The 6,720-nt window shown below is 69.6% G+C and carries 8 protein-coding genes; 5 read left to right on the top strand and 3 right to left on the bottom strand.

The annotated features are described in order from the left end of the window. A partial coding sequence (locus WCJ52_RS01400) for a zinc-ribbon domain-containing protein (RefSeq protein ID WP_336901499.1) occupies positions 1–498 on the bottom strand: 498 nt, incomplete at its 3' end. A gap of 288 nt (positions 499–786) precedes the next feature. On the opposite strand from WCJ52_RS01400, the gene WCJ52_RS01395 reads away from it, so the two are divergent. From WCJ52_RS01395 to WCJ52_RS01380, 4 genes are read left to right on the top strand one after another with little or no spacing between them, the layout of a single operon-like run. Then, positions 787–1,386 carry an ATP-binding cassette domain-containing protein gene (locus tag WCJ52_RS01395; RefSeq protein WP_336901498.1) on the top strand — a complete coding sequence of 200 codons (600 nt, stop codon included), beginning with the start codon at positions 787–789 and terminating at the stop codon, positions 1,384–1,386. After that, positions 1,383–2,222 carry a hypothetical protein gene (locus WCJ52_RS01390; RefSeq protein ID WP_336901497.1) on the top strand — a complete coding sequence of 280 codons (840 nt, stop codon included), beginning with the start codon at positions 1,383–1,385 and terminating at the stop codon, positions 2,220–2,222. Before WCJ52_RS01395 ends, WCJ52_RS01390 begins: the two co-directional genes overlap by 4 nt. Next, positions 2,219–2,836 (top strand): YdcF family protein, encoded by a 618-nt coding sequence (locus WCJ52_RS01385; protein WP_336901496.1) that lies wholly within the window; start codon positions 2,219–2,221, stop codon positions 2,834–2,836. The genes WCJ52_RS01390 and WCJ52_RS01385 overlap by 4 nt, the downstream gene beginning before the upstream one ends. Further along, on the top strand, positions 2,833–3,549 hold the full coding sequence (locus WCJ52_RS01380) for a lysophospholipid acyltransferase family protein (protein ID WP_336901495.1): 717 nt from the start codon (positions 2,833–2,835) through the stop codon (positions 3,547–3,549). Before WCJ52_RS01385 ends, WCJ52_RS01380 begins: the two co-directional genes overlap by 4 nt. Here WCJ52_RS01380 and WCJ52_RS01375 read toward each other — a convergent pair. Next, a complete protein-coding gene (locus WCJ52_RS01375; RefSeq protein WP_336901494.1) occupies positions 3,546–4,091 on the bottom strand; it encodes a gamma-glutamylcyclotransferase in 546 nt (181 codons plus the stop codon). The two genes, WCJ52_RS01380 and WCJ52_RS01375, sit on opposite strands and share 4 nt — an antisense overlap. On the opposite strand from WCJ52_RS01375, the gene WCJ52_RS01370 reads away from it, so the two are divergent. Then, on the top strand, positions 4,090–5,109 hold the full coding sequence (locus tag WCJ52_RS01370) for a DUF2125 domain-containing protein (protein ID WP_336901493.1): 1,020 nt from the start codon (positions 4,090–4,092) through the stop codon (positions 5,107–5,109). The genes WCJ52_RS01375 and WCJ52_RS01370 overlap by 2 nt on opposite strands. Positions 5,110–5,119: 10 nt before the next feature. Here the strand turns inward: WCJ52_RS01370 and WCJ52_RS01365 are convergent, their stop codons facing one another. Next, the gene (locus WCJ52_RS01365) at positions 5,120–6,607 is read right to left on the bottom strand and encodes an NAD(P)/FAD-dependent oxidoreductase (RefSeq protein ID WP_336901492.1); all 1,488 of its coding nucleotides are present in this window, start codon (positions 6,605–6,607) and stop codon (positions 5,120–5,122) included. Positions 6,608–6,720 lie beyond the last annotated feature (113 nt).

Raw genomic sequence — 6,720 nt, 5'->3', positions numbered from 1 at the left:
ACCGTTCTGCACGGCCGGGGAGAGGCGGACCTGCTCAATCACGAGGCCGACGCCGTTCACCGAGACTCCGGCGGCGGCGTAGAGGGCTGCGGTCTTCGGCCACAGGCGGACAATGGGATTGCGGAACAGGGCGACGCCGACGGCGATCAGGGCCAGCACCGCCGCCAGGCCCGCCCAGACCAGCCCGGACGACAGCCCGGACTTGCCCTTACCCTTGCCCTTGCGGCCAGAAACCGGGGGCGGAATCATGGGCTCCAGGTCCGCGAGGGCGTCAGGCGCCGACGGCTCCGGTTCAGGAATGAGGACTGCGGGCGCTTCCGGGTCCTTGGCCGCCGCCAGCGGCGGGGGCGCCTCTTCCCAGGGCTCGGGCTCGCCATCCGCACGGCGGGCCGTCCACTTGTTGGCGCAGGCGACACAGCGGACCGTCCGTCCGCCGGTGGGAATCTTGGCGGCACCGACGGCGTACCGTGCAGAGCATCTCGGACAGGTCAGGATCATGGTTTGCGGCGCCAGACCATCGTCTTACACCCCCTCGGGGCCTCTTGTTTCGGACTTACGCCAGCAAGGTTAACAGATCACAGCGACCGATCCGAGCCCGATGCGCAGACCCTCGGATGCTCGGGATGCACGACAGGGAAGGGTCTGTGCTAGACTCGTCTTTGTCATCTTCCCCAGCCCAGCGGCAACGCCTTGTCTGACCCCGCGCCTCCGCCATCCCCGCCGATCGCCCTGCGGCTGACTGGGCTGTCCGCCCCACGGCGCGCGGGAACCGATGGGCTGGAAGGCGTGGACCTCGAAGTCCCTGAAGGCGGGTTCCTGCTTGTGCACGGCGAGGCCGGCGCAGGAAAGACCCTGCTCATGGCCATGGCTGGCCTCGCCCTGCGGCCCGGTGCCGGAAGACTGCAGCTGTTCGGGCTGGATCCCTGGGGCGCGTCGCGACAGGGCCGGGCCCGCCTTCGCCGACGCCTGGGACTGGTCTTCCAGGACCTCAGTCTCATCGACGACATGACCGTGGCGGAGAATGCCGCCCTGCCCATGCGGATCGCCGGCATCCGGCCGGAGGTCCTGCGCCGCGACGTGGGCGAGCTCCTGACCTGGATGGGACTGGCCGGGAAGGCTGCGGCGCGGCCAGGTGACCTCAACCACGACGAACGCCAGAGACTGGCCGTCGCCCGCGCCGTCGCCGGGCGGCCCGAGATCCTTCTTGCGGACGAGCCGGTTGGCTGGATGGGGCCCGAGGCTGCGGCCCGGGTGCTCAGGCTGCTGCTCCAGCTCAACCGCCAGGGCATGACGCTGGTGATGGCAAGCCGAAATCCCGACCTCGCGCCAGCGCCCCAGAAGCTCGAACTGGTCCGGGGACGTCCCCGACCGGAGGCGCAGGCATGAGGCTTCGACTGCCGCAGGGCTTCGCCACCGTCTTGATCACGGCGGCGCTGGCGGCGCTTGCGGGCCTTTGCGCCCTTGGCGGCGCCACCGTTCTTGAGCGCACCGGAGGTTGGCGCACGCGACTCGCCGGCGAGATGACCGTCGCGATCCGGCCGGCGCCTGCCGGAACCTCCGACGCCGAGGTCACCCGGGCCGCTGAGATCCTCGCCGGGACCCGGGGGGTAGCCGAGGTTCGGGTCCTGGATCGAAGCCGCGTCGCCGGCCTGCTCGCACCCTGGACAGCCGGTGCCCGCGGACCCGACCTTGCCGTCCTGCCGCGGCTGATCGCAGTCGACCTGGACGGACGCGCGCCTGCCCAGCGGCAAGGGCTTGCGGATGCGCTGAGCGCCGCGGGGATCGGTGCCATCGTCGACGACCACCAGGGCTGGCGCAGGGCCGCCCTCGACCTGCGCAGGCAGGCCGCTGCACCCCTGCTCGGCGGGCTCGCCGCCTGCCTGGCGGGACTGGCGGCGGCGGGAAGCCTCGCCGTCGGCCGGGAGGCCGAACGCCGCCAACAGGCGCTTCGCACGCGCCTGCGCCTCGGGGAGTCGCCGGGCGATTGCGCCCGGGGCCTCGTCCTCTCCTGCCTCCCTGAACTTGGCCTGGGGGCTCTAGCGGGGGGGGTGATCGCCGCCGCCCTTAGCCTGGCGTCCGGACTTGCGGTCCCCGGCGCGAGTGCCGCGACCTTCGCGCAGCCGGCGGTTATCCTCGCGGCGGCGAGCGCCCTCTGCGCCCTCGTCGCCGGCGCCTTCGCTCTGGTCACCGCCCACAGGCGGACCCGGGACATGGAGCCATGAGAACCCTTGCCGCGCTCCTGGTCATCGGGCTCATCTGGGTTTCAGGCCTCATGGCCTTTGCCGACCGGATCAGTCGCCTGACCCCAGCCCCCCTGCCACAGGCCGCAGAAGGGGTCGTCGTCCTGACCGGGGCGGGTTCGAATGCGCGCCTTGATACCGGCATGGCGGTCCTTGAGGCTGGTCTGGCCAAGCGGCTCCTTGTCTCAGGGGTCAACCGCGAGGCGAGTCGTGAGGATATCCGGCTGGTCAGCAAGGCGGCGAAGCGGCTCTATGACTGCTGCGTGGACCTGGGATTCACCGCCGCCAATACCCTCGGCAATGCCCGTGAGACCGCCGAATGGGCCCGGGCCATGCGGTTCCGGAGCCTGATCATCGTGACCGCCGACTATCACATGCCCAGGGCCATGCTGGAGCTGAAGTCCGCCCTTCCGGGGGTGAGTCTCCAGCCCTATGCGGCCGCAACGCCAGTGGTCGAGGCCCGGCGCTGGTGGCGCACCCGGAGCGGGGCGCGGTTGATGATCTGGGAGTACTCGAAGTACATGACGGTCCTGGGCCGTGAGACGGTCCGCCGCCTCGGTCCACGGGCCGACGACACCCGTAAGGACGCACCTTGATCCTGATCCGCTCACTGGTCTTCACCGCCGTCTTTTACGTCTGGTCCGCGATCTCTGCGATCGCCATGGTCCCCCTTCTTGTCGCGCCACGCCGTTGGCTGCTCGCCGCCCTGCGGCTCTGGAGCCTGTCCTTGATCCTGCTCCTCCGCGTGATCTGCGGGATCCGGGTCGAGATCCGCGGACGGGAATACGCCCCCGACGGGGACGCCCTGATCGCCTCCAAGCACCAGACCATGTTCGACGGCTTCGTCCAGTTCAGTGCCCTGAAGGGGGCCCTCTTCGTCTTCAAGAAGGAACTGACGGCCGTCCCGATCTTTGGCTGGATCGCGCTCAAGCTCGGCTCGATCGTGGTGGATCGGGCCGGACACGCCGCAGCCCTCAGGGACATGATCCGGCGGGCGCAGGAACAGTTCCGCCTGGAGGACCGGCAACTGGTCATCTTCCCGGAGGGCACACGCAAGGCCCCCGGCGCGGAGCCTGACTACAAGCCGGGCGTCGCCGCCCTCTACCGCGAGCTCGGCGTAACGGTTCACCCGATGGCCACCAATGCAGGGGTGCACTGGCCCGCACATGGATTCCTGCTGCGTCCGGGGGTGATCGTCTATGAGTTCCTCGAACCCATCCCGCCCGGCTTGAAGCGAGGCGAGTTCATGCGCCAGCTCCAGGACAGCATCGAGACCGCCTCCAACCGCCTGCTGGCCGAAGGACTCTAGCCAGTCTCGAGGTCGACGACCCGCTGCAGGAGCCGCTCCATGCCCAGGTCCCGCACGCCGGCCTCACGCAGATGCGCCACAAGGTCCCGGAGATAGTCGACATTCGGGCCCGAAAGGCCCCGAGCCCCGGCGATCCGTCTTGCCTGTTCGTCCTCGGTGAGGTCGCCTGCCCACTGCGGGTGTCCGGTGTCGGACAGATAGGTCAGGCAGTTGGCCCTTTGGCCCCCGTCCAGCCGAACCCGGACCCGGCTTTCGATGTAGGTCTCGGTGGGCTGCTCGCGCTCGCTCAGGTAGTCGGCGACCTCGCGCCATCGCTCGGCGGCCACCCGGTAGGCCACCCCCCGAACAGAGCCGCCACGCACCAGGCCCAGGACCAGGCCGGGTCTTTCCGGGGTTCCCCGATGGTGAACCGAATAGATGCAGAAGGCCCGGCGACGTCCGTATAGGATGGCGGGGCGCTTCTCGACCCAATCGAAACCCGGTCGCCACATCAGTGACCCGTAGCCGAAGACCCAGTCCCCTTCAGCCGCTTCAGACCGCATGTCCGCCTCCCGAACCGACCCCTCCATGCCCGACCCCGGGCCACCGCGCAAACTCCGCTGGGCGGGCTTGTGGGCCCCCTTCCTCATCGCCGGCCTGCTCGTCGCAGGCTGGAGCGCAGGATGGGTCTATGCCGCCCGACAGGTCGAGGCCGGCCTGGAGCGGGGAGTCGCCGACCTCAGGGCGTCGGGGACCAAGGTCGCCTGGTCGTCGAAACGGCTCTCGGGCTATCCCTTCCGCCTCAACCTGGCCCTTTCCAACCTCAGGGTCGCAGGCGGAGGCTGGGTCGTAGAGGCACCGGACCTCGAGGCGCAGGCCTTCCTGCACGCACCGCGGAACTGGCTTGTAGCGACTCCCTCCGGCCTGGTGGTGACACGTCCAGACGGTGGCGGCCTGGAGGTCAGGGGCCGCCGGATTCTGGCGAGCTTCGCCCTGGCCGCGGAGGGGATGCCGAGAGTCTCCATCGAAGGCCTCGGCCTGACCTTCCGGCCCGCGCCCGGCGCCCGTCCCTTCGCCCTGGCGGGAGCCGAGCGGCTGGAACTCCACCTCCGTCCGGGCCCTGATGACAAGGCTGCAGTCTTCCTGCGACTTGAGGGCGGTGCCCCTGAACCCGGCCGGCTGCTCGCGGACCTTGGCGGCGGCGCTCCCGTCTCCGGCCAGCTGGAGGCCATCGCGGACCGGGCCTCGATGCTGGGACAGCCCACCCCCCTTCGGGCCTGGAGCGCTGCGGGCGGGCGGCTGGAACTCCGCCAGGCAGGACTGACGACCGGGGAGACCCGGCTGTCGGTCGCCTCGCCGGGCCTTGGTGCCAGCCCGGACGGGCAGCTGACGGGCCCGCTCACCCTTCGCACGTCGGGGCCACCCGAGGTCCTGCGGGTCCTGCTCAAGCACGGGGTGATCTCTCCGGGCGAGGCCGCCGGCGGACTGGCCGCCGCCGTACTCGGCCGCCAGAGCGCTGACGACACCCGGATCGACGTGGAACTCTCCGCCGGAAGGGCGCGATGGGTCCGGCCCCGCTGAGCGCTTACATCTAGGCCGCGCGCCGGGCGGCCGGAGCCGGATTGGTGAAGGTCATGGCGCCGTCCTCCAGCCGCGCAAAGCGCAGGTCGGCCATGTCCAGGGCGTAGTTCTGGTGCAGCCGCCAGGGTGCCGCCGTTCCCTGGCGGGGGAAGAGATCGATCGACCTCTGGACATAGCCAGAGCTGAAATCCAGCCAGGGCGCCGTTTCCTGGGGCGGCCCCTTGAGGATCGGGGTGCACTGGCGAAGGCCCTTGCGGCGCATATGATTCAGGAGGCGGCAGACGTACTCGCACGTCAGGTCGCACTTCAGGGTCCAGGAGGCGTTCGTATAGCCGAAGGCGGACGCCAGATTAGGTACCCCCGAATACATCATGCCCTTGTAGCTCAGGGTCTCTGAAGGCCGCACGGCCTCACCGTCGACCGACAGGGCGATGCCGTTCATCGCCTCGAGTTTCAGGCCCGTCGCAGTGACGACGATGTCGGCCTCGATTTCCGCGCCCGACTTCAGCCGAAGGCTCGTCGCGGTGAAGGTCTCGACCTCATCCGTGACCACCGAGGCCTGGCCGGACTTCAGTGACTCGAAGAAATCCCCATCCGGGGCGAGGCACAGCCGCTGGTCCCAGGGATTGTAGCGCGGGGAGAAGTGGGTCTCGACGTCGAAGTCCGGGCCAAGGGACTGGCGGGTCTGGTCGATGATCGCCTTGCGGACCTGCTCGGGCCGGCGGCGCGCCATGCGATAGAACAGCATGCCCATCAGGACGTTGCGCCACCGGATCAGGCCGTAGGACAGGCGCTCGGGCAGGGCCCGGCGGAGGCGCAGGGCGAAGGCGTCCTGGCCCGGCCGCCCGACGATGTAGGTCGGCGAACGCTGCAGCATTGTCACGTGGCCTGCGGTGCGGGCCATTTCGGGCACAATCGTCACCGCCGTGGCGCCGGACCCGATCACCACGACGCGCTTGCCTGCGTAGTCGAGGTCCTCTGGCCAGGCCTGGGGATGGATGATCCGGCCCCCGAACTGGTCCATGCCGGCGAAGTCGGGGGTGTAGCCCCCCGCATAGGAATAGTAACCGCCGCAAAGGAAGAGGAAGTTGCAGGTGAAGGTGGTGGGACCCGTCGGGGACTGGGCCGTCACCGTCCAGGCGGCGTCCTCAGTCGACCAGGCGGCGGCGCTCACCTTGTGACCGAACCGGATGTGGGGCTCGATCCCCTCCTCCCGGGCGGTGTCGCGGACGTAATCGAGGATCGAGGGCCCGTCGGCAATGGCCCGGTCGCCGGTCCAGGGCCGGAAGGCATAGCCCAGGGTGTACATATCGGAGTCCGACCGGATACCGGGGTAGCGGAAGAGGTCCCAGGTGCCGCCGATCGCCTCACGGCCCTCGAGCAGAACGAAGCTGCGGTCGGGACAGGTGGTCTTGAGGTGCCGGGCCGCGCCGATCCCTGAAAGGCCCGCGCCTATGATCACGACGTCGAAATGCGACATCACTTGTTGTTCAGACATTCAGACCCCTTGTCGCTTTGGCGGATCACATGACGGTTCCCGGTCGCCGTAGCAAGACGCCTCTGCGGCTTGCCCCGCTCCGGCGTGGGGCCTAGCCTCGACCCTGATCCCCG

The sequence above is a fragment of the Phenylobacterium sp. genome (genome assembly GCF_037138395.1).
Lineage (GTDB): Bacteria > Pseudomonadota > Alphaproteobacteria > Caulobacterales > Caulobacteraceae > Phenylobacterium.
Note: the sequence above shows the minus strand (reverse complement) of the source record. Positions and strands in the feature narration are given on the sequence as shown.

Excerpts from the sequence above, each read along its gene's own strand:
- WCJ52_RS01390 (WP_336901497.1), top strand. The coding sequence starts at position 1,383 with ATGAGGCTTCGACTGCCGCAGGGCTTCGCCACCGTCTTGATCACGGCG.
- WCJ52_RS01385 (WP_336901496.1), top strand. The coding sequence starts at position 2,219 with ATGAGAACCCTTGCCGCGCTCCTGGTCATCGGGCTCATCTGGGTTTCA.
- WCJ52_RS01370 (WP_336901493.1), top strand. The coding sequence starts at position 4,090 with ATGTCCGCCTCCCGAACCGACCCCTCCATGCCCGACCCCGGGCCACCG.
- WCJ52_RS01375 (WP_336901494.1), bottom strand. The coding sequence starts at position 4,091 with ATGCGGTCTGAAGCGGCTGAAGGGGACTGGGTCTTCGGCTACGGGTCA.
- WCJ52_RS01365 (WP_336901492.1), bottom strand. The coding sequence starts at position 6,607 with ATGTCTGAACAACAAGTGATGTCGCATTTCGACGTCGTGATCATAGGC.